The organism is Massilia cavernae (genome assembly GCF_003590855.1).
GTDB lineage: Bacteria > Pseudomonadota > Gammaproteobacteria > Burkholderiales > Burkholderiaceae_D > Telluria_A > Telluria_A cavernae.
The window spans coordinates 1-23,394 of the sequence record NZ_QYUP01000145.1 but is presented as its reverse complement, the minus strand read 5'-3'; the positions used below and the strand labels follow the sequence as shown (position 1 = coordinate 23,394).

Below are 23,394 nucleotides of genomic sequence, written 5' to 3'. Positions count from 1 at the left end.
TGTCTCCTGTTCCTATTTGAGTGAGTTGTGCAGCGGGACCCTGGTCATCGCTTGCAGCGCGTCGAAAGTGAGTCCGTCCACGATCTCGATGACGCTGGCACGTCCTTCCGCCAGGTCGATCACCGCGAGGTCCGAGTAGATGCGGGACACGCAGCCCACTCCGGTGAGCGGGTAGCTGCAGGCATCGACCAGCTTGGGATCGCCGGCCTTGGTCAGGTATTCCATCATCACGTAGGTCTTCTTGGCGCCGATCGCCAGGTCCATCGCGCCGCCCACTGCGGGGATCGCGTCCGGGGCGCCGGTGTGCCAGTTGGCCAGGTCGCCGTTAACCGCCACCTGGAAGGCGCCCAGCACGCAGACGTCCAGGTGCCCCCCGCGCATCATCGCGAAGCTGTCGGCGTGGTGGAAGAAGCAGCCGCCTGGCAGCAAAGTCACCGGCTGCTTGCCGGCGTTGATCAGGTCGTAGTCCTCCTCGCCCGCGGCGGGCGCCGGCCCGATGCCGATCACGCCGTTCTCACTGTGCAGCACGATCTCGCGGCCGGGCGGAAGGTGATTGGCCACCAGGGTCGGCAGGCCGATGCCCAGGTTGACGACCGCGCCGTCCGGTATGTCCTGCGCAACGCGCGCCGCCATCTCGGCACGGCCCCATTTGTTCATCTTGGTTTCGCTCATTTCCTTGTTCTCCGCTCGATGGGTCATGCCGTTTTGAAGCCGGCCGGGCCGGTGACGGTGCGCGGCACCTGGACCAGGCGTTGCACAAACAGGCCGGGGGTGACAACCGCCTCGGGATCGAGGCTGCCCAGTTCGACCAGCTCGTGCACCGATGCGATCGTCAGCGCCGCGGCGCTGGCCATCACGGGGCCGAAATTACGGGCCGTCATGCGGTACACCAGGTTGCCCCAGCGGTCGCCTTTTTCGGCCTTGATCAGCGCCACGTCGGCGTGGATCGGCTGCTCCAGGACATACATTTTTCCGCCAATCTCGCGTGTCTCCTTGCCCTCGGCCAGCAGGGTGCCGTAACCGGTCGGGGTAAAGAATGCACCGATGCCGGCGCCTGCGGCGCGGATCCGCTCGGCCAGGTTCCCCTGCGGGACCAGTTCGAGCTCGAGCTTGCCGGCGCGGTATAGCGCATCGAACACATGCGAGTCGGCCTGGCGCGGGAACGAGCAGATGATCTTGCGCACTTGGCCGGCCTTGAGCAGCGCGGCCAGGCCGGTATCGCCGTTGCCGGCATTATTGTTGACAACGACGAGGTCGCGCGCGCCGTGCGCGATCAGCCCGTCGATCAGTTCGGCCGGCTGGCCAGCGCCTCCAAAGCCGCCGATCATGACGGTGGCGCCATCCTGGATGGGGGCGAGGGCTTCTTCTACCGACGCTGAGATTTTGTTAATCATGGTGTTCTCGGTGGTGGGTAAATGGCCTACAGGCCAAGCATGAATTGGTGGACCAGGGCGGCAAAGCGTTCCGGTTGCTCGACCGCCGACAGGTGCGAGGCGTCCTCGATGACTTCCAGCCCGCCATGCTGCACCTCGCGCGCGATCGCCTCCGACATCGGCAGCGGCGTGCCGGCGTCGAGTTCACCGGCGATGACCAGGGTCGGGACGGCCACCTGCGCCAAGCGTCCGGTGGTATCGACGCCTGCCACCGCGGCGCAGCAGGCGACGTAGCCGGCGGTGCCGGTTGCAACCAGCCGGCGCCTGTAGCGCGCCACGGTGGCCGGCTGCGCGGCGCGGAAGTCCTCATGGAAGTAGCGGCCCATGACAGCGTCGGCAATCGCTTCGACACCGCCTGCCTTAACTGCGGCGATACGTTCCTGCCACATTGCGCGCGCCGCATCCGGATAGCCGGAGCTGGAGTTCGCGACCACCAGCGCGGCCACAAGGGAGGGGTGGCGCAGCGCCAGCTCCTGCCCGACCATGCCTCCCATCGACAAGCCGATCCAGACCACCGGGCCGGAGTCGAGCTCGCGCAGCAGGCGCGCCGCGTCGTCGGCCAGGTCGGCCATCGTGTAAGGCCCCGCCGGCGCGTCCGAGGCGCCGTGGCCGCGGTGATCGTAGCTGATTACGCGGCAGTCGGCCGCCAGCCTGTTGGCCAGCTCGTCCCACATGTCCAGGTCGCACCCGAGCGCGTGCGAGAGCACCACGGTATGCCGCGGCGCCTTGCCGCTGCGCGGCGGACGCACCGTGTAGTGAAGCGCGGGCTGGCTGGCGGTGACACTTTCGCGCCCCACGCCAGGGTGCGCGGCAATCGCGCCGGGCGTAGGTTCAGGCGCCATTCCGAGTTCGGCCAGGATGTGCTGGGCCAGCGAAATCCCGGTGTTGGCCGCCGGGACGCCGGAGTAAATCGCCGCCTGCATCAGTACTTCCTTCAGTTCGGCCGGGTCCAGGCCTTGCCCGCTGTCGTCCAGCAGGGCTGCGCGTACGTGCAGCTCGAATTCTTCCCAGCGCGCCAGCGCCATCGTCGAGGCCAGCACGATGACGCGCCGCACCTTGTACTCCAGGCCTGGGCGGCCCCAGATCTCGTGCCAGGCAAAGCGCGTGATCAGGCCCTGGAAGTCGGCGTTGAAGCTGTTGGTGTTTGCGAGGGACTTGTCGACCCACGCGTCGCCGAGGATGCGGCGGCGGTTGCGCATGCCGCGCTCGAGGTCGTGGTCGATCGGATCGTGGCTCATGTGGTTTCGTCCTTGCGTTGGATGTCGTGCAGGTGGCCGAGCAGGGCGCGCGCGGCAGCCGCGCCGGGCGCCGCAGCGGCCACCGGGTGGAACAGCGACTGCCAATGCGCCAGGTCGACCTGGTTGCGCAATACTGGATCGGCGTCGATGGCGTCGGAAACCACGTCGGCCAGGTGGCGCCCGCTCTCCACCGCGACGCGCGACAGTGTTTCAAGCATGGTGTGGGCGGCGGGGCGGCCAATGAAGCCGGCCAGGTAGCCTGCCACCGCCTCGGCGAAAACCAGACCGCCCAGCGCGTCGATGTTGGCGCGCATGCGCGCCGGGTCGACCTGCAGTCCGCCGATCGCTTCATTGAGCGCCGCCAGCGCACCGTGCGCCGACAGGAACAGGCCCGGCCACTCGGCCAGTTCTGCCTGCCAGTTGCCAAGGCCGCGCTCGTGCTGCTGGCCCATCGTGCCGAGCAACGCGGCTGCGGCATGCGGGCTGCGCGCGGCGGCGGCCAGCGCGGTCATTGCGCCGACCGGATTGCGCTTGTGCGGCATGGCAGACGAGCCGCCCTTGCCCACGCCGGACGGTTCGGCCAGTTCGCCGATCTCGCCCTGGGCCATCAGCGCCAGGTCGGTCGCGATCTTGCCCAGGCTGCCGGTCAACACGGCCACTTCCAGGCCCAGCCGCACCCATTCGTCGCGCTGGGTGTGCCAGTTCGATGCGGGGCAGGCCAGGCCCAGTTCGTCGGCCATGTGTGCCGCGACGGCTCGACCTTGCGCCCCCATCGCCGAAAGCGTCCCGACCGCGCCGCCCAACTGCAGCTGCAGCGAGCGCGCGGCGGTGTCGCGCAAGCGCAGGCGGGCGCGCACCAGCGGCGCCGCCCAGCCGGCCAGCTTGAAGCCGAAGCTGCTGACCTGGGCCGGCTGCATCAAGGTACGTGCCAGCACCGGCGTGTCGATGTGCCGTTCGGCCAGCGCGAGCAAGGCAGCCGTCAGCTGCGCCAGGCCGGCGTCGAGCAATTCGAGCGCCTCGCGTGTCACCAGTACCATCGCCGTGTCGATCACGTCCTGGCTGGTGCTGCCCCAGTGAACGAAGCTGGACGCTTCCTTGTCGTACAGCGCCACCGTCTTGGTCAGTTCTTTCACCAGCGGGATCGCGACGCTGCCGGCGCTGCGGCCGGCATGGACCAGCGCGCCGATGTCGTACAGCGGCGCCTTGCACACCCCGGCAATCGCGCGCGCTGCTGCTTCGGGAATCATGCCCTGCGCCGCCTGCGCCCGCGCCAGGCACTCCTCGAAGCGGAACATGGCTTGCACCACGGCGGCGTCGTCGAATACCGCACTCATTTCGCGCGTGGTCAAGAAGTTGTCGAATAACGAAACAGTCATGCCTGCCTCCTGCGCGCGCCTGCTCGCTTACTCATAATCGAAGAACACGGTTTCGTGCGCGCCCTGCAGGTTGATTTCCCATGCATAGATGGCTGCGCCGGTCCTGCGGGCGACCAGCGTGGCGCGGCGTTCGGCCGGCACCTGGCGCAGCATGCCGGAAGCGGCCAGGCCGTCGTCGTCGTTCAGGAACACGGCGGTGAACTGGTGCAGCAGCAGTCCGCGCGCGAAAATGGTCACCAGCGCAGCCGGCTCGCCAGATGCGGGACGCGCCAGGCGCATGGAAAATTCGCCCTTCTCGTCGGTCGGCTCGCGCCGGAAGCCGGGCAGGGTGGCGCCTTCCTCGGCCGCCGCGGCGCCGGGCGACCAGGCCTCGATCATGGCGTCGTCGACAGGCGCGCCGTCGCCATCGCGCAGGATGCCGTTGATGATGATTGCGCCGCCTGCGCTTTCGCTGGCGGCGCAAGCCCAGCGCCATGCCTCGTGCGAAAACGGGCCGATGGTCTGGGAAGGGGAAATTGGAAGCGTCATGGCGTCGGTCCTCGTTACAGGTTCATGGGTGTGGCGCCGCGGCCGCGCAGCACGATGTCGAATTCGTAGCCGAGCATCTCGCCATGGACCGTTTTGTCCATGCTAAAGCGCGACACCAGGCGCTGGCGGGCGGCGGCGTCGGGCACGCTCTGGAAGATCGGGTCGAAGTCGAACAGCGGATCGCTCGGGAAGTACATCTGGGTCACCAGGCGCTGCGCATACACGTTGCCGAACAGGGAAAGTGAATGTGCGCCGGCCGCCATGCCTTGTCGTGGTTGCCCCATGGGTAAGGGCCGGGCTTGATCGTGACGAAACGGTAGCGGCCTTCGTCGTCGGTCAGCATCTTGCCGACGCCGTAGAAGTTCGGGTCGAGCGGTGCCTCATGCTGGTCGCGGTTGTGCCAGTAGCGTCCGGCCGAATTTGCCTGCCAGATTTCGACCAGGGAATTGCGCACCGGCCGGCCGTCCTCGTCGCGCACTACGCCGCTGACGACGATCTTTTCTCCGAGCGGGGCGCTGTGGCCGTGCAAGGTCAGGTCGGTGTCGTTCGGGAGAATCAGGCTGCTGCGGGCTGCCAGATTGGTCGACACCGGCGCCGGCGCGCGGATCCGCAGCGGCTCCTGGCTCGGGCCACGCTTGGTCGTCGATTTGTACGGCGGATAGATCAGGGGCGGGTGGCTGCCCGGTGCTACGGCATCGAATTGCACGGCTTTTCTCCTGGTTGGCTTGGGGGCTGCTGGGCCGCTTTGTGCGACAATCGCTCAAATAGGCAGCATGTGGTTCGGTTGAAGACAATCGTAGTGTGCTTCCTACGACCGAACAACCGGCTAATCTGATCCGGCATCCGCAGTGCGAACACATTGTGCGATTAGCGCACAAACTGGGATTTATTTGATGAACCACGAAATTGACAGCGATTTCGCCCCGGCACCTGCCGCGCGCGACCTGATCGCCGGCCTCGACAAGGGCCTGCAGGTAATCGAGGCGTTCGACCAGGAACGCTCGCGCCTGACCATCAGTGAAGTTGCCTCGCGCACCGGCCTGACGCGCGCCGCAGCGCGGCGCTACCTGATCACGCTGGTGCACCTGGGGTACGCGCGCCAGCAGGACAAGGTGTTCTCTCTCACGCCCAAGGTCCTGCGGCTCGGCCAGTCGTACCTGCATTCGGCGCGCCTGCCGCGCATCGTCCAGCCGCTGTTGTACCGGCTGGCCTATTCGCTGGGCGAGGCGGCATCGGTGGGCGTGCTCGAAGACGACGACCTGGTTTGCGTGGCGGCAGTGAGTGCCGGCCGGGTGGTGTCGGCGACGCTGCAACCGGGTACCCGCGTGCCGGCTTTCTGCACCGCCAACGGCCGCGTGATGCTGGCCAGCCTGCCGGAACACCAGCTCGATGCGATGCTCGGCCGCCTGAAGGTCGAGGCGCTGACCGAGTACACCATCGTCAACAAGGACCGGCTGCTGCTCGAAATCGCGCGCGCCCGCGCACAGGGTTATGCAGTGGTCAACCAGGAACTGGAACTGGGCCTGCGCACCATCGCCGTCCCGCTGCGCAACTTCCGCGGAGATATCGTGGCGGCGATGAACGTCAGCGTGCACGAGTCGCGCATTCCAGTCGAGGACATCGTCGAGCGCTGCCTGCCGGCGCTGCTCAAGGTACAAACCGAGCTGGCGGCGCTACTGTAGGGCTCCACTGCCGCTAACGGTGCTTCGCACGGAAAAGTTGCGACGACAACACCGCTACTTTTATCCCCACTTTCTGTGGATAACTTGGGAGTGATGCAGGCGCATCTCATAGGGGAGACGTCGAAGATTGTCGGCCGTTTCAAAATTTAGGCAGACCCACCCGGTGCGAGGCAGTCCGAGCGCTGCGCGCCTACGGACAGGGAGTCATCCCGGGGCTGAAGCCCAGAGTGTCTGCGCTAACGATCGTCGTTGCAACTGGCAGGTTCATGGGCAAGTCCACGAGCGACACCAGCGTCCTGTACCTGACCGGGTTGCACACCGAGGCGTCTCCCGGGTCGCAAATTCGAGCGCGAACGAAGCGGATACAGCTTGGACTGTTCGGGTTCGTCATGCACGTAACCCGGTTGCGTGCAGGACAAGTCGGCATCAATGCAGCGGGGATTGGCGTGATCATCGATCCCGTCGAGCCGCGAACCAGCGCGAGGTAGTCGATTCGGATGTGTTGATCGGTAACCGGATCCCCGAGCACGAGCGTTCCGGCAGAGTCGCGAAATATGGCGTCTTGCCGCACCCGGTCCTTCGCGGCCGCGGTACGATAGTCGATTGTTGCTGCTCCGCTTGCTGCCCGGCGAGTCACTTCCTGGAGCGTGTTGAACATGTACATCGCACGCGCCACTTCGATCACGCCAAACAGGAACACGAAAAAGATGACGGCCACAGTGGCGAACTCCACTGCAAAGGCGCCCGATTCCCGAGAGCGTCGTTGGGGTTGACGGCTTTTCATAAAGCTCACTTTCCCGCGTAGGGCATTGTCACGTTGGCGGTGATGATGATGCGGTCTCCCGTGACGGCGTACGTCAAAGCGGGGAAGAAGGTATCGTTCATTCTCATCTCCACGCCCACGCTGACGGTTGCGGGCACTCGAAGCCCGTTACAGGAGGTGAAGTTGCCGCACCTTATAACTGTATCGATCGTGTACGATCCAGGATCGAGTTCCGCTAGTTCGGCGTCCAGGATTTGCTGTGCGACCGCGACAGCATCGTCAATCCGCGCCCTGCCAGAGTCGGTCATATCCCGTACCGGAATGGTCGACATGAACCTGGCTGCGTCATGCGCGGCTTTTTGGGCCACGGTGTAATGCAAAAAAACCCGGCCAATGAACAATGCCAGTGCCAGCAGCCCTGCGAGAATCGGCAGGACGAGCGCCAGTTCGACCGCCGCGGCGCCTAGTTCGTGGCGACGGTCTGAAGAAATCGGACGTCGTTTCATCAATATAGCTCCACGGACCCACCTAACGATTGTTCAGGCACCACGCCCGCGAACTCCGCGCTCAGGGTGGTGGGCGTGGCCGGCACCGTCATGAAAAACTTGCCGATTGCTAGCACGGTTGCGGTGACGTTGACGCCGGTCCCGGCCGGAACAGGGCACGACAGAAGCGGAATATTCAGCACCCTTCGGTCGCGAACCCCGGGCCGGTTCGCTACAGATGGGCTTTCGAAGTTGGCGCCGCCGGATGACCAATACGGCGTTTTCGTAACGGGATAGCTCGCTTTGGTCACCGGTGCCCCAGGCGCATAGAGCTTCGCCCAGGCCGCTGTCGTGAAAGGGGTGTAACCGTTGGGCGGTTCGACCGCGCCAGGCGTATATGACGAAACAGGCACGGCTTTCGCATAGACCCACAAGGGGCCGTACATCGGGGCTGTATTGGATGCTGGCGCGGGCGACGGGTCGGCAATCGTACGGAGTTTGCCGTCGGCGCTGTGTTGCGCAGCAGTCTGCCCGGCAGGGACGGTGGCCATCCATGGTATGGATGTCCTTGTGTATGACTTGATGTTGAAGTCCGGCGGAGCACCGTCAGGGGTGCACAAGGTACCGGCGTATTGATCGAAGCGCGAGTTCAGGGCCTTGTACAGCGAGGCGATGGGGAAGGGACGCGCGACGGTCACCGCTCCGCCCGTTACGCGTGGTATCGACAATGTCCCGCTACAGATAAACGGTTCTACCTGGGTGACGGTCGTATGCACGAATGCGCCGGCCACGCCAGGCGGATCGATCGAGCTGACAACGAAATTTTCCGCGACCGTCGCATCGGGATTCAATTGCATCAGGTCGTAGCTGACGCCGCGCCGGAAACCATACTCGACCAACTCCAGTATCGGCGGCGTGCCTGGGCTTGTTCGGGTGGCGCCCGATTCGCCGGACAATGCGCAGACGGCGAGCGGTGTAATGCGGATAGCGGAGCGCCCGGCGATCGCGCGGCCGCCAACGACTGTCCGAGTCTCGGAACCGGAAAGTATGTGCATGAACGCTGTGCTGATGGAGCCAAACACAGGATCCAGCCGACTCGTGTCGACCTTAACAAACAGCAGGGTGTTCGGGGATGCACCGGCGGCGCCCGCATCGAGCCAGCCACCGTTCAGTTCCGGCGTCGAACTGAAGGAGATCGCCGCGTCGGTCCAGGTAATCGGCTCCGAATTGTACTGGTACATGAACGCCTCGGCGACGGACGACGCTTTCGCCAATGCGTTCGCGACACCACTCGGAGCGCCATTCAGCTCGTTGGCAGCGGCGAGCGCGACCGCGTTAGCGAAGTGCTGCAGTTCCGCCTTGCGGTTGTACAGGCGGGCGGTATCGATTGCGATGCCAATGACACCGAGTACCAGAATGAGTGTCAGCGCGAACATGATTGCGACGGCGCCGCGTTCCGGGTGCCTCGCCTGGGGGACAGCGTTCGCTTCGCCTTCCGCCTGTGCGACGGAGGTGGTTCGGCTGACCATGTGTGGAATTTTGCGCATGTCCACCATTTGCTGTCCCCTCGTTTGACGTCCATGGCGTTCGACATCAAGGCCACGAGGAAACATATTATCGGTGGCGATATTTGGATGGTTGAGTTTCCTCAACTACATCGATGCGCGGCGGCCAGCGCCGGGGTCGCGGAAATCCTGGTATTGGATTCGCCGTACAATCATGCGCGGGCCGTCAATACCGTTGATGTTCTATAATTAACTATAGGAACCCAACGGTATGCGACCATGCGAGCATCTTCAGGAAAACCGACTGCGCGCGCCACGCGTTCCAGACAGAAAGGTCCGGATGCCAAAGCCGAGTTGGCGCGCCTGAACCGTACGCTCAAGACCCTCAGCGCGGGCACCCGCACCCTGTTGCGGGCGTCGGACGAATCCGAGCTGCTGCACGAAATGTGCAGGGTTATCGTCAAGACCGGCGGCTATCGCCTCGCTTCCGTCGCTTATGCGGAACACGATGAGCACAAGCTTGTGCGGTGGATGGCGAGCATCGGCATCGCGCTGGACGTGCTGGAATCGTTCCATTTCACCTGGGCCGACGCCGAACTGGGCCAGGGCACGACCGCCACCGCGATCCGTACCGGCCAGCCGATCGTGGGACGCAACCCCAGCACCGATCCGTGCTATTCCGGTGAGGCCTACGCGGGGGTGAGGCAGAGTGCGGTGGAACTGGGCTACGCGGCGCTGACCGCTTTTCCACTGAAGCTGGGTCACAACGTGCTTGGCGCCCTGGTGATCGGCTCGACCGATCCCGATGCTTTTGACGAGGCCGAAGTCAAGCTGCTTCAGGAATTGGCCGACGACCTTGCCTATGGCATTTCCAACGCGCGCACGCGCGCCCAGCACCTGGCTGCGGAAGCGACGATCGCCCGCCTGGCGTATTTCGATTCCGTGACCGACCTGCCGAATCGTACCTTGATGCTGGAGCGCCTCGCGAAGGCGATCGGCAACGCCCGGCGCCGGCACGGCACGGTCGCCTTGCTGCACCTGGAAGTCGGCCGCTTTCACGAAATTAACAAGGTGCTGGGCTACCGTTCCGGCGACGACCTGTTGCAGGAACTTGGACACTTCCTGGCAAGTATTACGCTTGCGGGCGCCACCCTGGGGCGGGTCGGGGAGGCCGAATTCGCGATCCTGTTGCCGCGTGCCGATGCCGCCCAGGCGGTGCGGGAAGCGCAGCGGCTGTCGTCCATGCTGATGCCGCCGGTGGAGGTTTCCGGACTCATGCTCAATGCGAACGTGGGGATCGGCATCGCGCTCTATCCCGACCATGCCGGCGATGCCGAAGCCCTGTTCGGCCGGGCTCGGGCGGCCATGCACCAGGCCAAACCCGGCGGCGCTTACGCCATCTACATGGGCGGGCAGGAGCAGGAGGACAAGCGCCGCCTGTCCCTGATGGGCGATCTTCACCGTGCCGCCGAACGGGGCGAACTGCGCCTGTTCTGCCAGCCCAAGATAGACCTCGTGTCGCGCAAGGTGTGCGGGGCGGAAGCGCTGATCCGGTGGCAGCATCCCGTGCAGGGGATGATCTCGCCGGCCGAATTCATCCCGCTTGCGGAACAGGCCGGCATGATCGTGTCCCTCACCGGCTGGATGCTGGAAGCGTCCTTCCGCCAAAGCCACGCGTGGAAGGAGGCGGGCTTGCGCTGTCCGCTCGCCATCAACCTGTCCGCGCTCGACCTCTACGATTCCAGCCTGGTGGAGCACATCGCCGACCTGTTCTCGCGCTGGGACATCGCGCCGAAGCTGATCCAGTTCGAGCTGACCGAGAGCACACTGATGGCCGATCCGGCAGGGGCGCAGGAAACGCTGGAGCGACTGAAGGACCTGGGTGTCCAGCTGTTCATCGACGATTTCGGCACCGGGCATTCGAGCCTGAGCTACCTTCAGAAACTACCGGTCGACGCCGTGAAGATCGACCAGTCGTTTGTACAGCCGATGATGCTGAGTGCCGATTCGGCCGTCATCGTGCGCTCGACCATCGAACTTGGCCACAACCTTGGCCTGAACGTCGTTGCCGAAGGCGTGGAAAGCCAGGCCATCCTCGAGCGGCTAGCCATGCTGGGTTGCGATGTGGCCCAGGGCTTTACCATCGGCAGGCCGATGCCCGCGGACGAATTCCACGTATGGGAGCAGAACTGGGCGCCGTCCTGCGACTGCGGGGCTGCGCGCGACCGCGCCTTCCGCAAGGCCAATCTGCCGCCCATGCGCCAGTAATCGGCGCCCTTGTCATCAAGCTGTCATACGCCCTCCGCAGAATGGGATCGTTCGCAAGCCGGACGACCACTGAACTGGAGGAAACATGTACCAAAGCAAACGCTTGATCATCCTGGACGCCGACGGGACAACGATCGATGCATATCCGGCCATCGAGGCCGCCTTTGCGCAACACGGCATGACGCTCGGCGAAGAAAAGAGTTTCCAGAAACGCCATCACCTGTTCAAGTATCTGGGCGGCGTCAAGGAATTCCCTTCGATTATCAAGAAGAACCTGCGCAAACAGGGCAGGAAGAAAATCGTCGACTCCCTGACCGACGTCTACCGCGCCGATGCACGCCTGTATCCAGGGATCGCGGACATGATCCGGTCGCTCATCGCCGCCCCGGACATCGTGGTTGGCCTGGTCACGCGCAACATCACCAATGAACCGCTTGAAACGCTGCGCCAGCTGTTCGCCCGCCACGGCATCGATGTCGGCGAACTGGATTTCTTCGACCACGTTCCGCTCAGCGAAGGAAAGACCTCGCAATTCCGCCTGACGCGCGAACGCTTCCAGATCAACCCGGCCCGCGCTTACGCTTGTGGCGATGAGTACAAGGACTTTTACGCCGCGATCAACACCGGCATGCATCCGTTCATGGTGTCGTACGGATTCGAGGACCACGACCGCCTGATCGAGAAGTTCGCCGTGCCCGATGAAGTTATTTCGCGAACCCCCGCCGACCTGTGCCGGCGCGTCTGCAATGCGCTCGACCTGGCCGACCTCGGGGCGCCCGCTCCGGCCCTCAAAATCGCCGGAGCCTGATCAGCGCGAGCTCACTCAGTAAGAATACGTGAACAGCAGGGTGCTAACGCCGGTGAACACCCAGTAGTCCACTGGGGCTCCGACGATCCAGTGCTTATGCCAGGGGATGAACTTTGGATGAAACCGTTTCCATCCAAAGGCGGGATTCACGATAAACCATAAGAAGTCCTCGACGATCCAGAACACCATCATCGAGGCCAGGATGCGCGCCTCGATCTGCCAGGACCATTCGCCCATGAAGAAGACGGGAAAATGGAAGAACAGGCCGATGAACGAAAGTACCCAGGCGTGGTAGCCGGTCATCGCACGCCCACCCCAGAAGATATCGAGCAGCCAGTGCTTTTCGATGCGCCAGGTCGGCAGGTTGGCCGCCCACCCGGATTCGCCCTCGATCTGTATTTCCGCCTTCGCAAAGAAAAAGGCAAGGACGACCACGAATCCGAGCGTGGACAGCAGTTGCATGAGATCGGAGGCTGGCGTGTTCATTCTGTCGTCTTTCGAAGTATGGTTGCAAGGACCCGGCTGGCAGCGGCGGGGTTCCCGAGCGCCTGCGCTTTCACGCGCATGTCTTCCAGCTTGGACGGATGCGCAAGCAGATGGCCGATCCGGTATTCAAGCGTCAGCAGGTCGAAGGCCTTGAGGGCGGCGCCGCGCTCAAGCAGGAAATTGGCGTTCTGTTCTTCCTGTCCGGGGATCGGTGCGATTACGACCATCGGCAAGCCGATCGCCAGCGATTCGGATGTCGTCAGTCCGCCCGGCTTGGTCACCACCAGGTCGGAGCACGTCATCAGCCGCTCGATCGTGTCGGTATAGCCCTGTGGCGACAGGCGGCCGGGATGGCGGGCGGCGAGTTCGCGCAGGGACGCCAGGACGGCATCGTCGCGGCCGGCCATCGCGATGATCTGGAAGTCTCCCGGCGCCCGCAGCAAGTGTTCGGCGATCTGCGTCACGGTGCCGAAGCCCGCGCCGCCGCCCATCAGCAGGATTGTTTTCCGGTTCGGCGAAAGCCCGAGTTCGCGGGCGCAGCCGGCCTTGTCGATGTGGTCGGAGAAGGCGGGCATGATTGGAATGCCGGTGACATGGATGCGGTCCGGCGGGACGCCGTGCTGGCGCAGGCGGAACGCCACCTCTTCGTTGGGTGCGAAATAACCTGCCATGTGCTGGTGCACCCACATGCGGTGCAAATCGAAATCGGTTACCTGTACCCACACCGGGCAGCGCACGGCGCCCACGGTAATCAGGTGCGAGAGGAGATCGGCCGGCAGGAAATGGGTGCAGACGATCAGGTCCGGCGAGGAATGTGCGATTTCACGGCGGAAGCGGGCGCTGTTCCTGCGTTCGGCCCAGCGCCGCAACGCGTGCCCTTTGCCGTCCATTTTCGCCTGGTGGGTGGTGCGATATACATGGCTCCACAATGACGGCGCCCGCTTTACCAGCCAGGTGTAGACATCGGTGTACAGCGTTCGCAGGAAGGGCGAAACGAAGTTCAGGATATCGATATGCGTGGCCGCGACGTTGGCGCCATAAGCGTGCGATCGAAGCGCTTCGGCGGCGCGCGTATGGCCGCTGCCCGCCGATGCGCTTACAAGGAGAAGTTTGAGTTTGCCCACAGCCGCCTTAGTTGAGTAACGCGGCCTGATTCTAAACACGGGTTATGACAGACCGATGACAAGCGGGCTTCAATTTTTTGACAAGTCCGCATATCGCGCATTTATTAACGAGCGCGGCGGCCAGGCGTGCTGCCGCGAAACAACAATTCCCCATATTTAACTTCCGTTTGGCAATTTTTGATGCATCGCACATAGTATGATTTATATAAATTGTTTCAATTGCCTTCGAGCGAAACGTAAGCCATACGCTTGCCTTCAGTTTGCCCACGCGACCGTCACCCACGCTCGCGTCCGAAATGCGATACCGGAACCGGCTTGCCCAAAAGTCCATGCCGGATGCTCCATGCCAGTCGCCGGAGGCGCGCCGCGCCGTTCGGAGCCGGCCCACATTTCAATTCACACTTAAAGGTAAATCATGCTCAAGAACGTGACCATCAAGGCGCGCCTGGCGATTGTCGTCGGTTTGCTGTGCCTCGTTTCCGCCGTGGTATCGGTGGCCGGGTTGCTGGCGCTGAAAGGCACCAACGACTCGATCGGGACGATTTACAACGACCGCCTGGTCGTGCTGGGCGGCCTGCACAACATCCTGACACTCAACCAGCAGAACCAGTTGTCGGTGTCGAAAAGCATCCTGCTGCCCGGCCCGGCCCAGATAGAGGAGGCGCAGCGCGTCACTGAACGGATCGAGAAAATTACCGCGCTGTTGAAAGCCTACAACGCGGGCAACATGACCCCGGAGGAGAAAGCGCTCGCCGCGCAGTTTGCCGAGGCGCGCGCCAAATTCGTCGCCGGCAGCCTGCAACCGGCGTTGGCCGCCATGCGCGCCGGTGATGGCCCGGCCCTTCAAGCCATCGTCGAGGGCCCGATGGCCCAGTTGTATCCTCCGGTCGGCGAACTGATGAAGAAGCTGGTGGAGCTTCAGTTGTCGGTCGGCGAAGCCGAATACAAGGAGTCGCTACAGGGCTATGACCAGGTGCGTATGCTGTCGGTCGCCCTGACCGTGATCGGCATGCTGGCAGGCGTGGCGATCGCCGCCTGGATCATCCGCAGCATCATGGCATCGCTGCAGGGCGCGCTGACGATTGCCGAAAGCGTGGCCGAAGGCGACCTGACCGCCGAAGTGAGCTCCGATTCGAATGACGAAGTTGGCCGCCTGGTCGCCGCGCTGAAGCAGATGCAAGCGAACCTGGTCGGCATCGTGCGGGAAGTACGCACCGGCACCGATACCATCGCTACCGTATCGGGCCAGATCGCAGCGGGCACGCAAGACCTGTCGGCCCGCACCGAACAGCAGGCCGGCTCGCTGGAAGAAACTGCGTCGTCGATGGAAGAACTGTCGTCGACCGTCAGGCAGAACGCCGAAAACGCGCGCCAGGCCAACCAGATGGCGGTATCCGCCGCGACCGTGGCGGGCAAGGGCGGCGCGGTCGTGGCGCAGGTGGTGCAGACCATGGGCGCGATCGACAGCTCGTCGCGCAAGATCGTCGACATCATCGCGACCATCGACGGCATCGCCTTCCAGACCAATATCCTGGCGCTGAACGCCGCCGTGGAAGCTGCGCGCGCCGGCGAGCAGGGACGCGGTTTTGCGGTGGTGGCCAGCGAGGTACGCAACCTGGCGCAGCGCTCGGCGGTGGCGGCCAGGGAGATCAAGGAGCTGATCGATGATTCGGTGCATCAGGTCCACACCGGCAACAAACTGGTGGCGGAGGCGGGCAGCACGATGACCGAAGTGGTCGACAGCGTGCGCCGCGTGACCGACATCATGTCCGAGATCATGGCCGCGACCCAGGAGCAGAGCGCCGGTATCGAACAGGTCACCGAGGCTGTCGGCCAGATGGACCAGGTCACCCAGCAAAATGCGGCGCTGGTGGAAGAGGCGTCGGCGGCGGCGGCGTTGATGGACGAGCAGGCGGCGAGCCTGTTGCGCGTGGTGAGCGTGTTCAAGGTGGCGGTCGCGCAGGCCGCGCCTGCGCGCAAGCCGACGCCGATCGCCCAGGCGAAGCGCAAGCCGGCGGCAGTGCAGGTGCCGGTGGCGCACAAGCCGCTCGCGCCTGCGCGGGTGGCCAACTCGGACTGGGAAGAGTTTTAAGAGTTAGCCCGTCGTACCCGCGAAGGTGGGTAGCCGGGTTCGCCAGTGGCGAGCACGACGGTTTTGAGGGTAACGGTTCTGGCCCTGGCGCGAACCGGGCCTCGTTTCAAACCGCCTGCGGTTCGCGCATCACGCGGTTCCGTCCGGCGGTCTTGGCCGTGTACATCGCGCGGTCGGCGCGCATCACGGCCTGTCCCATCGTCTCGGCCGGGTCGCGCTCGGCCACTCCGGCCGAGAAGGTGATCATCACCGGCGCACCGTCGAACTGGAACGCCGTCGTGTTCACGTGCTCGAGGATGCGGTTCACGATCAGCTCCGCATCTGCCGCGCGTGTCTGCGGCATCAGCAGCAGGAACTCCTCGCCACCCCATAGCGCCAGCGTGTCGTTGGCGCGCAGCACCCGCTTGCACGCGTTGGCGAAGGCCTGCAGCACCATGTCCCGCGCGCGTGTCCCAGCTGGTCGTTGATCTGCTTGAAGTGGTCGAGGTCGAGCAGGGCGATGCTGGAATAGTAGTGGCCGTTCTCCCGCTGCTCCTCCGAATCGAGCAACTCGTTCATGCGGCGGCGGTTGGCCAGGTCGGTCAGCTCGTCGGTGCGCGCTACCTGTTCGATCCTGGCCAGCGCCGCTTCCAGCAGACGCTTCTGGCCGCTCAGCCGGTAGCGCAGCTTGGACAGGTCGCCCGTGACCACGGCCACGCACAGGATGCCGAGCGAGGTGATCGTGAAATTGATCATCTCGGCCTCGCCGCTGTAGCCGGCCCAGTTGACCAGGAAAAAGCACACAAGGCCGAGGCCGGCGATGGCCAGCGCCGCCAGCAGGATGGTCTGGCGCGGGCGCAGGGCAAAGGCGCAGAACACGATCTCCACCGGCATGCCGATCAGGATCGCGCGTGGGCGTCCCTCAGCACGCAGTACAGCAGCAGGTCGTAGGCCACCGCAAATATCGCCTGCGGCGCCGGAAAAGTGTTAGGAAAAGGCGTTGCCGCCTGGCCGCTCAAGCGAACTGCGCGGCCTTGCCTGACTTGCGCGCGACCGGCGCAGGCTTCTTGCGCAGCTTGATCCAGATGACCAGTCCGGTAACGAAGAACGCCAGCGGTACCAGCCCGAACAGGCTGATGAAGATGCGGCCGGCGGTGCCGAAGGCTTCGCCGGTGTGCAGCGGGAACAGCCAGCTGACCAGCTTGTCGCCGCCCGCCGCGCGCTCGGGGTCGATCGCGCGCAGCACCGTGGCGTCGCCCGAGTCGATGCTGATGCGCGTCGCGCCCGGTCCCTTGCGCAGTTCGCCAGGCTGGCGAACGCGGATCTCGAATGGCTGGCCTGGCTTCTGCGGGAGCGACACGCGCGACACGCGGGCGTCGGGGAAGGCTGCCTGCGCCGCGCCGACCGCCGCGGCGACGCTGATGGCGCCATTTTCCGGGCTGCTTTTGTTGGACGGCTTCCCGGCCGGGCTCATTGGCGCGACCGCCTTGATGGCGGGCGTCGTCCATGCCGGCATGTTGAAATGGATGCCCGAAAACGCAATCACGAGTAGCACGGGCGCGGCGAAGAATCCGCCCGCGCGGTGCAGCTGGAAGCTGAAGCGCGGCCAGTTGCCGCCGTGGCGCACGGTCAGCGCCTTGGCGATGGCGCCCAGCGCCATGCGCGGCCACCACAGGTACAAGCCGGTGAGTGTCACCAGCAGCAGCGAGACGCCGGTCAGCGCGATCACCACCTTGCCGGCTTCGCCCGCCACCAGGTAGCGGTGGATGTGGAACAGGGTCGGCATCAGGAGCGGGCGTGACAGGCCGGCTTCGCCCCAGTTGCGCTCGCCCGTGACGGCCAGCCTGGCCGGGTCGACCATGACCTGGCGCGTGACGGCCTGGCGCCAGGGCGCGCCACCTTCGACCGGGGCAGGGCGGTACCATGCGACGAACACATCGCCCGCGCGTTCCGGCAGCTCGATCATGCTCGGGCGTCCGTAGCGCGGATCGGCTTCCAGCATGCCGGCGGCAGCCTGCACCAGGGCCGCGTCAACGCGCAGCGGATCGCCGGCGCGCAGCCCGGCGGGCGGCGCCACCTGCAGCAGGCCGGGATTGAGCATGCTGTCGAGTTCGTGGATCCAGCTCAACGCCGATCCGGTCAGTCCCAGCACCACCAGGATGGTTCCGAAGACCAGGCCGGTCCACAAGTGTACTTTGCGGGCAATCTGTTTCATGTCGCTAAATATTGGTCGGATATCGCCAGTATAAATGAGAATTATTCTCGATACCCTTGAATCTTTAAATGGGAATCGTTATCATTCGCATTGTACCTTGCTTGGCGGAAAATCGCCGCTTCACCTTTCAGGATTGTCTACGCATGACCACTATCAAACCGATCACCCGCGCTGTTGCAGCAGCATGTATTTCGATGGCAGCCGCCAACGCCCTGGCCCAGCAAGCCGTCGCCGATCCAGACGGGCCGATCGCCGAAGTGGTGGTGACCGCGACACGCGGCGCAAAAGCGGTGGACAAGATCCCGGGCGCGATTTCCGTCATCAGCCAGCAGGAGCTGGCGTCGCAATACCTGATCGCCGACGACCCGTCGCAGGCGCTGGCGACCTACATCCCGGGCTACGCGCCGAGCCGCCAGAAGATGAGCTCGACCGGCGAATCGCTGCGCGGCCGCCAGCCGCTGATCCTGCTGGACGGCATTCCGCAATCGAACCCGCTGCGCGCCGGCATGCGCGAAGGCTATTTCGCCGACAGCTTCCTGATCGAGCGCATCGAAGTCATCAACGGCGCCTCGGCGGTGCAGGGCATGGGCGCGACCGGCGGCATCATCAACTACATCACCAAGACCCCGCGCGCCAACGGCACCACGCACGGCATCAACGTGCGCGCTTCGACCCAGTTCCGCTCCGATAACCTGGACTGGAAAACCGGCTACTCGATCAGCCACAAGTCCGACGCCTTCGACTTCCTCGGCTACGCCGCCGTACAGCGCCGCGGCATGAGCTACGACGGCAGCGGCCGCCGCCTGGGCATCGACACCGTCCAGGGCGACACCCTCGACACCCGCGGCGACGACGTATTCATCAAGGTCGGCAAGACCTTCGGCGACCAGCGCCTGCAGCTGACGGTCAACCGCTTCAACCTCGAAGGCGAGGGCGACTACATGAACGAGCCCGGCGTGGTGGCGCAGGGCGTGCCGACCAGCTCCGTGCCGGGTACCCCGGTGGGCGAGCCGACCCGCAACAAGGTGCGCAGCGCAAGCCTCGACTACCGCCACAACAACCTTGCCGGCGGCGCCTTCAGCACCCAGCTGTTTAGCCACGACTTCGAAGCGCTGTACGGCGCCACCCGCGTCGCCACCTTCCAGGACACCCGCATTGCGCCGAACGGCACGCTGTGGGACCAGTCGCAGATTTTGGCCGACAAGCTGGGCGCGCGCGTTACCTACGTGCGTCCGGACACCTTGGTCACCGGGCTGGAAGCGACGGTCGGCGTCGACGTCCTGCGCGACCAGACCGAACAGCGCCTGGCGCTGACCGACCGCACCTGGGTGCCGCTGCTGAAGTTCAATTCGACCGCGCCGTTCGCCCAGCTCGAGTACGAATTCGGCCCGGTGACGGTGCGCGGCGGTGTGCGCCATGAAATCGCCGAACTCGAAGTCGACACCTACACCACGCTGGCCGCCTATGGCAGCCGTCTTGTGCAAGGCGGTTCGGCAGAATTCTCCAAGTCGGTCAAGAACATCGGCGCCATCTGGCGCTTCGCGCCGCAATGGTCGGCATTCGCCGCCAGCTCGGAAGGCTTCGGCCTGCCGGACGCCGGCCTGGTGCTGCGCGGCGTGACGCTGCCGAACCAGTCGGTCTCGAACCTGATCAGCCTCCAGCCTATCGTCACCCGCAACAACGAGATCGGCCTGAACTGGCGCGGCGAGAAGGGCCAGGCCAGCATCTCGCGCTACGACTCGCGCTCCAAGCTGGGCAGCGTCATCCGCATCAATTCGGCCGGCGTCGGCCTGGTCGAGCGCGTGCCGACCACGGTCAAGGGCTGGGAAGTGAGCGGCGAATGGCGTCCGACCCGCGCGCTGACCGCCTTCGGCAGCTATGCCGAAACCGACGGCAAGACCGCGGCCTCGCAGGGCGCGCCGATGGACCTGTCGCTGGGCGCCCGTTCGCAGGGCCCGGACAAGGCGGTTGTGGGCGCGAACTGGAAGTTCATGCCGTCGTCGTCGCTGCGCCTGCAAGCGACCCACCTGTTCGACCGCGACATCAACATCGGCCGCGTGGTCGGCACCAGCAAGCTGGAAGAGCACTTCAAGGGCTACACCCTGGTCGATGCGGCGGCCACCTTCGGCACCCGCCACGGCAAGATCGGCGTCAGTATCGAGAACCTACTCGACAAGCTGTATGTCGGCTACTACTCGCAGTCGGCAGCGGCGACCGACGCCGGCAACACCTACGCCGGCCGCGGCCGCACGCTGGCAGTCAACTACAGCCGCAACTTCTAAGAAATCAGGGACAGACCCTGGGACAGACCCCAACATCGGGGACAGACCCCAACATTGGGGTCTGTCCCCGATGTTGGGGTCTGTCCCGCCCCGATCGTTGTGCTTCCTCAATCGGCTTAACTGCCGAGCTTGCCAGCCCTTTGCGGCCCGGCAAATGCCCGCTTCTTATCTCCTCCAATATTTCATGGTGCCCGGCATCCGCCGCGCGGCCTGCCTTTGATTGGAGACGACATGAAGATCAACATGACACCTGTGGCCGCGGCGCTGTGCGCGCTGTCGATGGTCGCCGCCAACCCCGCGCTGGCCGCGCCGAAGATGATGGGCGCGCCGGTCGTCGCCACGCCGCAGGCGACCGCCGAGCTGGTCTCGAAGCTGGTGGCGCAGCGCAGCGCATACGGCCTCGATGCCGACCATAACTTCGCCATCGCCGCCCAGCATCCCGGCGTCGACGGTACCCGCGTGGCGCGCGCCCACCATACCTACAAGGGCGTGCGCGTGTTCGGCTCCGAATCGGTGGTGGTGCTCAACGCCGCCGGCCAGATCCTGAGCGAGTCGGTGTCGGACCGCCGCCAGTTCCTCGGCAAGGGCCCGTCCAACAGGATGAAAGCCGCGACCGCCTCGTTCAGCGTCAAGCCCGCCGTCAGCGCGCAGGCGGCGATCACGGTCGCGGTCCGGTCGGCCGCGCCGAACGGCAAGCCGGTGGCGCCGCCCACCGCGGAGCTGATCGTCTACCCAATGGTCAGGACCGAGCGCGCGCCGGCGGCAGCCAGCAAGCCGGAAGAGGAGCTGAACGCCGTCGACGAGCAAGAAGTGGTGTCCGGCTACGAGCTGGCTTACCTGGTACGCACCCGCATGATCGTCGGCAGCAAACCGGTGTACCACGACACCGTGATCAGCGCGCGCGACGCCCGCATCATCAAGCAGTGGAACGCGCTGCAGACCGCCACCGGCGTGGGCAACAGCCAGTACAACGGCGTGGTGCCGCTGTCAACCACCCAGCACGGCGACATCTTCAGGATGATCGACCCGCTGCGCGGCGCCGGCGGCGCCTTCGGCGGGATGGCCGTCACCAACGCCAACCACGGCACTTCGGCAGGCGAAGTGTATTCGCACTGGAGCAATACCTGGGGCGACGGCAAGCAGTATGTCGAAGGCGGCAGCACCACCGGCGCCAACGGCCAGACCGCGGCCGTGAACGCGCTGTGGGGCCTGATGAATACCTACGACATGTTCAAGAATACCCTAGGGTGGCAGTCGCTGGACGGCCAGAATACCTCGACCTATATCGCCGTGCACGTCAACACCGCCTATGACAACGCCTACTACAGCGATACCTGCAAGTGCATGTTCATCGGCGACGGCTCCAGCTTCACCAGCCTGGGCGCGCTCGACGTGGTCGGCCACGAGATGGGCCATGGCGTCACCGCCGCCACCGCCAACCTGCTGTACTTCGCCGAATCGGGTGGGTTGAACGAGTCGGCCTCGGACATCAGCGGCGAGATGGTCGAGGCTTACGCGCGCGCGGGCGGCGCCGGCGAGCAGATTCCGGGCAGGGGCAACGACTGGCAGTTGGGGGCGGAGATCAGCAAGAGCGGCACGCCCTTGCGCTGGATGTACAAGCCGAGCAAGGACCGCAGCAGCCCGGATGCATGGAGCAGTTCGCTCAAGCGGATCGACGTCCACTACAGCAGTGGCCCGAACAACCGCATGTTCTACTTCCTGGCGCAGGGTTCGAACGCCGACAAGGCCAGCGACCAGTACAGCAAGTACCTGACCAGGGAACCGCTGGCGATGACCGGCATTGGCGCCGACAAGGCCTACCGCATCTGGTTCAAGGCGCTGGCCACGAAGTTCACCGCCGTGACGAACTATGCCGACGCGCGCAACAAGATGCTGGCGTCGGCGCAGGAGCTGTACGGCATGGACAGCAAGGAAGCGGTCGCCGTGCAGCGCGCCTACGCGGCGATCAACGTGGGATCCGACATCAGCGAGTAGGGCTTGCCGCCACCGGAGCCGGCGCGTTCGCGGTCATCAGCGGGTAGGGGTTGACCTGTGTGCCTTTCCACCACTGCTTTTCGGGCGTCAGTTCGAACATGGTGAAATGCAGGTGCGCCGTCCGGATTCGAATTGCCGGTCACGCCCACACGGTGCCTTCCACCGGAACCATCAGCTGCAGCGGAGCGGCCGAGCCGCCGGCGCCGCCCAGCTGGGTGATGGATGGCACCGCCCTCGAAGCCGGCCGGATCGGCAGGTCGGCCTCGGTCAGGTCGGGCGGCATGTCGGGGGCGCCGGGCAGCGCGGCTTCCAGCTGGCCGGCCGGCGCCGCGGCCGGCGCGGGCGCCGTCACGGCGACAGGTGGTACCGGGGGCGTGTCGCTTCCCACCCGGTTCAGGGAGATGAACGCGGCGATGGCACCAAGCAGGGTGCCGCCGATAAAGGTCAATATCCACTTCATGGTCATGCACTCCTGGTTGGTGTGATTATTCCTGTAGCAGCACTTCCGTGCCGGCGGCAATCGAGTCGGTCAGCGCGGCGATGCTCCAGTTGGTCATGCGGATGCAGCCGTGCGACTGGGTCTTGCCGATGGCGCCGGGAATCGGCGTGCCGTGAATGCCATAGTGTTCCTTCGAGAGGTCGATCCAGGCCACGCCGACAGGGTTGTTCGGCCCTGGTGGGATCCTGGCCTTCTTCTCGCCCGGCTCCGCATCCCAGAACAGCTTCGGGTTGTAATGGAAGGTCGGATTCTTTGACACGCCGTTCACTTTCCAGGTTCCGATCGGCAGCGGATCGTTCTCGGTGCCGCTCGATACCGGGTACTGGGCGATTACCTTGCCGGCGGTGTCGAACAGGGTCAGGGTGCGGTCGTTCTTGTCGACCACGATCTTGCCTGCCTTCGGCAGCGGCGGGGCGCCCGCCACGTTCGGCACGATGATAGCTTCGCCGGCACGGCCCAGGTCCTTGCCGGGGTTAAGGCGCGCCAGCAGCTTCGGGCTGGCGTGGAATTTTTCGCCAAGCGCTTCCGCTGCGCTGGAAAAGCCCAGCGCGGGCAGCTTGGCCTTGTCGGCCATGTCCTCGGGGATAGGCTGGAACGGGCCGGCCACGTCCGCGTCGGCGATGGTGTAGCTGGCGA

The 23,394-nt window shown here is 64.9% G+C and carries 19 protein-coding genes and 2 pseudogenes; 6 read left to right on the top strand and 15 right to left on the bottom strand.

Features of this window, described 5'->3' with window-relative positions; genetic code table 11:
* Positions 1-12: 12 nt before the first annotated feature.
* The 6 genes and pseudogenes from D3872_RS18760 to pcaH form a co-directional block, all read right to left on the bottom strand.
* Complete coding sequence (locus tag D3872_RS18760; protein ID WP_370660978.1) at positions 13-672, bottom strand: 3-oxoacid CoA-transferase subunit B; 660 nt, start codon at positions 670-672, stop codon at positions 13-15.
* 23 nt (positions 673-695) lie between these two features.
* On the bottom strand, positions 696-1,394 hold the full coding sequence (locus D3872_RS18755) for a 3-oxoacid CoA-transferase subunit A (RefSeq protein ID WP_119812244.1): 699 nt from the start codon (positions 1,392-1,394) through the stop codon (positions 696-698).
* Between the two features lie 26 nt (positions 1,395-1,420).
* Positions 1,421-2,671, bottom strand: a complete 1,251-nt coding sequence (pcaCD, locus tag D3872_RS18750) for a bifunctional 4-carboxymuconolactone decarboxylase/3-oxoadipate enol-lactonase PcaCD (RefSeq protein WP_119812243.1) — start codon at positions 2,669-2,671, stop codon at positions 1,421-1,423.
* Positions 2,668-4,047 carry a 3-carboxy-cis,cis-muconate cycloisomerase gene (pcaB, locus tag D3872_RS18745; protein WP_119812242.1) on the bottom strand — a complete coding sequence of 460 codons (1,380 nt, stop codon included), beginning with the start codon at positions 4,045-4,047 and terminating at the stop codon, positions 2,668-2,670. The genes pcaCD and pcaB overlap by 4 nt, the downstream gene beginning before the upstream one ends.
* A 27-nt stretch (positions 4,048-4,074) precedes the next feature.
* Positions 4,075-4,575, bottom strand: a complete 501-nt coding sequence (locus D3872_RS18740) for a peptidase associated/transthyretin-like domain-containing protein (protein ID WP_119812241.1) — start codon at positions 4,573-4,575, stop codon at positions 4,075-4,077.
* A 14-nt stretch (positions 4,576-4,589) separates the two neighbouring features.
* A pseudogene (gene pcaH / locus D3872_RS18735) lies at positions 4,590-5,281 on the bottom strand (protocatechuate 3,4-dioxygenase subunit beta).
* Between the two features lie 187 nt (positions 5,282-5,468).
* Between pcaH and D3872_RS18730 the strand changes: the two are divergent.
* Positions 5,469-6,257 (top strand): IclR family transcriptional regulator domain-containing protein, encoded by a 789-nt coding sequence (locus tag D3872_RS18730; protein ID WP_119812240.1) that lies wholly within the window; start codon positions 5,469-5,471, stop codon positions 6,255-6,257.
* Between the two features lie 190 nt (positions 6,258-6,447).
* Here D3872_RS18730 and D3872_RS18725 read toward each other — a convergent pair whose 3' ends face one another.
* The 3 genes from D3872_RS18725 to D3872_RS18715 are packed head-to-tail and all read right to left on the bottom strand — an operon-like array spanning position 6,448 to position 9,061.
* On the bottom strand, positions 6,448-7,041 hold the full coding sequence (locus D3872_RS18725; RefSeq protein ID WP_119812263.1) for a TadE/TadG family type IV pilus assembly protein: 594 nt from the start codon (positions 7,039-7,041) through the stop codon (positions 6,448-6,450).
* 5 nt (positions 7,042-7,046) lie between these two features.
* Entirely contained in the window at positions 7,047-7,526 is a 480-nt protein-coding gene (locus D3872_RS18720; RefSeq protein ID WP_119812239.1) for a TadE/TadG family type IV pilus assembly protein, read from the bottom strand.
* Positions 7,526-9,061 (bottom strand): TadE/TadG family type IV pilus assembly protein, encoded by a 1,536-nt coding sequence (locus D3872_RS18715; protein WP_229459409.1) that lies wholly within the window; start codon positions 9,059-9,061, stop codon positions 7,526-7,528. The genes D3872_RS18720 and D3872_RS18715 overlap by 1 nt, the downstream gene beginning before the upstream one ends.
* A 228-nt stretch (positions 9,062-9,289) precedes the next feature.
* Between D3872_RS18715 and D3872_RS18705 the strand changes: the two genes are divergently transcribed.
* Both D3872_RS18705 and D3872_RS18700 read left to right on the top strand, forming a co-directional pair.
* On the top strand, positions 9,290-11,278 hold the full coding sequence (locus D3872_RS18705; RefSeq protein ID WP_119812236.1) for a putative bifunctional diguanylate cyclase/phosphodiesterase: 1,989 nt from the start codon (positions 9,290-9,292) through the stop codon (positions 11,276-11,278).
* 85 nt (positions 11,279-11,363) lie between these two features.
* Entirely contained in the window at positions 11,364-12,086 is a 723-nt protein-coding gene (locus D3872_RS18700) for an HAD family hydrolase (protein WP_119812235.1), read from the top strand.
* A 15-nt stretch (positions 12,087-12,101) separates the two neighbouring features.
* Here the strand turns inward: D3872_RS18700 and D3872_RS18695 are convergent, their stop codons facing one another.
* Positions 12,102-12,572 carry a hypothetical protein gene (locus tag D3872_RS18695; protein WP_220476928.1) on the bottom strand — a complete coding sequence of 157 codons (471 nt, stop codon included), beginning with the start codon at positions 12,570-12,572 and terminating at the stop codon, positions 12,102-12,104.
* Positions 12,569-13,696, bottom strand: a complete 1,128-nt coding sequence (locus tag D3872_RS18690) for an MGDG synthase family glycosyltransferase (protein ID WP_119812234.1) — start codon at positions 13,694-13,696, stop codon at positions 12,569-12,571. The genes D3872_RS18695 and D3872_RS18690 overlap by 4 nt, the downstream gene beginning before the upstream one ends.
* Before the next feature lie 415 nt (positions 13,697-14,111).
* Here D3872_RS18690 and D3872_RS27130 point away from each other — a divergent pair, with 415 nt between their 5' ends.
* Positions 14,112-15,788 (top strand): methyl-accepting chemotaxis protein, encoded by a 1,677-nt coding sequence (locus D3872_RS27130; protein WP_119812233.1) that lies wholly within the window; start codon positions 14,112-14,114, stop codon positions 15,786-15,788.
* A gap of 106 nt (positions 15,789-15,894) precedes the next feature.
* Here D3872_RS27130 and D3872_RS18680 read toward each other — a convergent pair.
* Together D3872_RS18680 and D3872_RS18670 are read right to left on the bottom strand one after the other, a co-directional pair.
* Positions 15,895-16,346: pseudogene (locus D3872_RS18680) on the bottom strand (GGDEF domain-containing protein).
* Between the two features lie 436 nt (positions 16,347-16,782).
* On the bottom strand, positions 16,783-17,982 hold the full coding sequence (locus tag D3872_RS18670) for a PepSY-associated TM helix domain-containing protein (protein WP_119812230.1): 1,200 nt from the start codon (positions 17,980-17,982) through the stop codon (positions 16,783-16,785).
* Positions 17,983-18,125: 143 nt separating this feature from the next.
* Here D3872_RS18670 and D3872_RS18665 point away from each other — a divergent pair, with 143 nt between their 5' ends.
* Both D3872_RS18665 and D3872_RS18660 read left to right on the top strand, forming a co-directional pair.
* Complete coding sequence (locus D3872_RS18665) at positions 18,126-20,264, top strand: TonB-dependent receptor (protein ID WP_229459408.1); 2,139 nt, start codon at positions 18,126-18,128, stop codon at positions 20,262-20,264.
* Positions 20,265-20,495: 231 nt separating this feature from the next.
* Positions 20,496-22,259 (top strand): M4 family metallopeptidase, encoded by a 1,764-nt coding sequence (locus D3872_RS18660; RefSeq protein ID WP_119812229.1) that lies wholly within the window; start codon positions 20,496-20,498, stop codon positions 22,257-22,259.
* 139 nt (positions 22,260-22,398) lie between these two features.
* Here the strand turns inward: D3872_RS18660 and D3872_RS18655 are convergent, their stop codons facing one another.
* Both D3872_RS18655 and D3872_RS18650 read right to left on the bottom strand, forming a co-directional pair.
* The gene (locus tag D3872_RS18655) at positions 22,399-22,719 is read right to left on the bottom strand and encodes a hypothetical protein (protein WP_147373925.1); all 321 of its coding nucleotides are present in this window, start codon (positions 22,717-22,719) and stop codon (positions 22,399-22,401) included.
* 25 nt (positions 22,720-22,744) lie between these two features.
* A partial coding sequence (locus D3872_RS18650) for a L,D-transpeptidase (RefSeq protein ID WP_147373924.1) occupies positions 22,745-23,394 on the bottom strand: 650 nt, incomplete at its 5' end.